At 43.9% G+C, this 2112-nt stretch carries 2 protein-coding genes; both read left to right on the top strand.

Going from position 1 to position 2112, the window contains the following annotated elements; translation table 11 throughout:
• On the top strand, positions 1-924 hold a 924-nt coding region (locus A3735_RS22430; RefSeq protein WP_156499834.1), incomplete at its 5' end, for an FAD-dependent oxidoreductase.
• Between the two features lie 56 nt (positions 925-980).
• The gene (locus A3735_RS22425) at positions 981-1538 is read left to right on the top strand and encodes a hypothetical protein (RefSeq protein WP_197479554.1); all 558 of its coding nucleotides are present in this window, start codon (positions 981-983) and stop codon (positions 1536-1538) included.
• Positions 1539-2112: the final 574 nt, after the last annotated feature.

The raw sequence follows: 2112 nt of genomic DNA, 5'->3' as shown, positions 1-2112 counted from the left end.
GTAAAAATAATCACCAGCACAGGCAAAACATTTACCTGCCGGTCCACGATTAGCGCAGTCCCCATGAACGTACTATCCAAGATTCAATTTTCGCCTGCGCTACTATCACAAAAGGTGAGAGCGTCCGAGGAAGGTCATGCCGGCTCTGGAATGAAGTTCTACATTCGCATCCGACAGAATATAAAGCCCATCTTAATGTTGGCCTCGGAGCAAGACCCTATAAGCACCATTATGACCATGGCCAGCCCTAACGAAGGCACTAATCTCGTGGCTTTTTCCACTGATCCGTCACAAATTGACCCCAACAACCACGCGCAAGTCCAAAAATTATTGCGCCGCTTTCTACCGGATGTTGATGTGGTGGATACCCTACACTATGACTGGCACCTGGACCCTTACTCAAAGGGTACTTGGTGCGTTCTGAAAAAAGGTCAATTGACGAATTCGATTACTGCATTACGCGAACCCCAAGGGCGAATATATTTTGCCGGTGGCGATATTGACTTAGGCTGGCGCGGATTTATCGACGGCGCTATTGCGACGGGTAACCAAGTTGGCCAAAAAGTGGCTCGTCTACTAAACGCACGCACGACCCCAATTTATAAAACAGAAAAAATGGCAGCCGGCGCTCACATAGACACAACCCTTAATCAATGCACCGTGTGTCACAGTACAGACGCATCCGGAAAAGCAAGTGTTGGTCCCAATCTTAGAGGTAAATACGGACAACCCGCCGCTTCGGCTAGCAATTTTAACTACTCGTCGGGTTTATCTGAGAGCAATCTCACTTGGAACGAAGCCAATCTGGATCGTTTCTTGGAAGACCCCGCCGGAACAGTGCCTGGTACCACTATGGGCTTTGGGGGGATAAAAGACCCCAACGAAAGGAACGCCATCATTGAAGCCCTCCGTGCACTTAAATAGGCAAGAAAAACCATTGGTAGCACCATCCTAACAAACCAGCGTAATGTGGATAGGAAATGAATATGAAAATGTACCCGATTTTAGCGTATCTATGTGCTCTATTGATATCGGACGTAGTGAGTGCAAGTGACATTAATAATGACAGAGACAACGAAGAAATTTATCGAAAACTACTAAAAATCGAATACAACAATCGTGTATTTGCTTATCTTTCAACTCAAATCATCGCAAAAAACCGAGAGGGTTCTCCAATGGGGGAGTTTTATCAAGCGTATTATCGGTTGGAGGTGTTGAACAAAAGCCTCTATGAGAATATGGAAAAGAAACTTAACTTTGAATACCAGCCCAATCTGTTTACTCGTACTCGTGGAAAGTTAACCGGGTATATCTCCTCTGTTCTGCCTGTTACAGCAGGTATGCTTGTATCTATCATTCAACCATACGTGGAAAAGCTTACCGTATTAAATCAAGTTTCCCCAGCAGAGCACAGTAAGTTCTTCAGCTATGTACTTGCGCAAGAAAAAGCTCAGCTTAAAGCCTCACAGGTGGCAGTAGAGAGAGGCTGGTCAGAGGGGGCTAAGGTTTTAAGAGAGTTTATTGAAAATCAAAAATAATCCCAAAATTAATGTTCTGGACTGCCCGGCGTTTCATAAACATTTCCGAGCTATTATTGTTGTATGGCTACTTTAATGAGCTGTTGAGCAAGAATTGGACCTTCTATTTCACTAAATTTTATTGGTTCTTTCGGGGGCGGGTGATAGTAGATTTGATGCTGAGGCGGTCATGGGGGCGTAGAGGACATTCTTTTAATGCATGAGCTCTGTCTAGCGAATTCAAGCTGTGGGGGCTATCTAGAAGAATTAATTACATAAAAGGGGGGCTGATAAGGCCCTTTCTTCGTCTTCTGAGTAATAGTTTCCTAAAAGAACAAATATTGGCCTCGCAACATCAATATCTGGGTGTTGATCTCAGGTGAAATTCATGTGTGGGACTTTTTACGGTGTTGCCTTGGATCCGGTTTCGGGTTGAAAGTCTCATAACGCATGAGATAAAAATTTGATATGGGTACAAGCACCGTGATAGATACTTTTAGTCCTCATTTGGTTGCAGCCATAATTGGTTTGGTTGTCGAGATAATTGGTTGGTGTAAAGACATGATCCAATAAGGTTTAATCCAATCTAATAGTA

It is taken from the genome of Oleiphilus sp. HI0061 (assembly GCF_001635675.1).
This window is presented reverse-complemented; position numbering and strand designations above follow the sequence as displayed.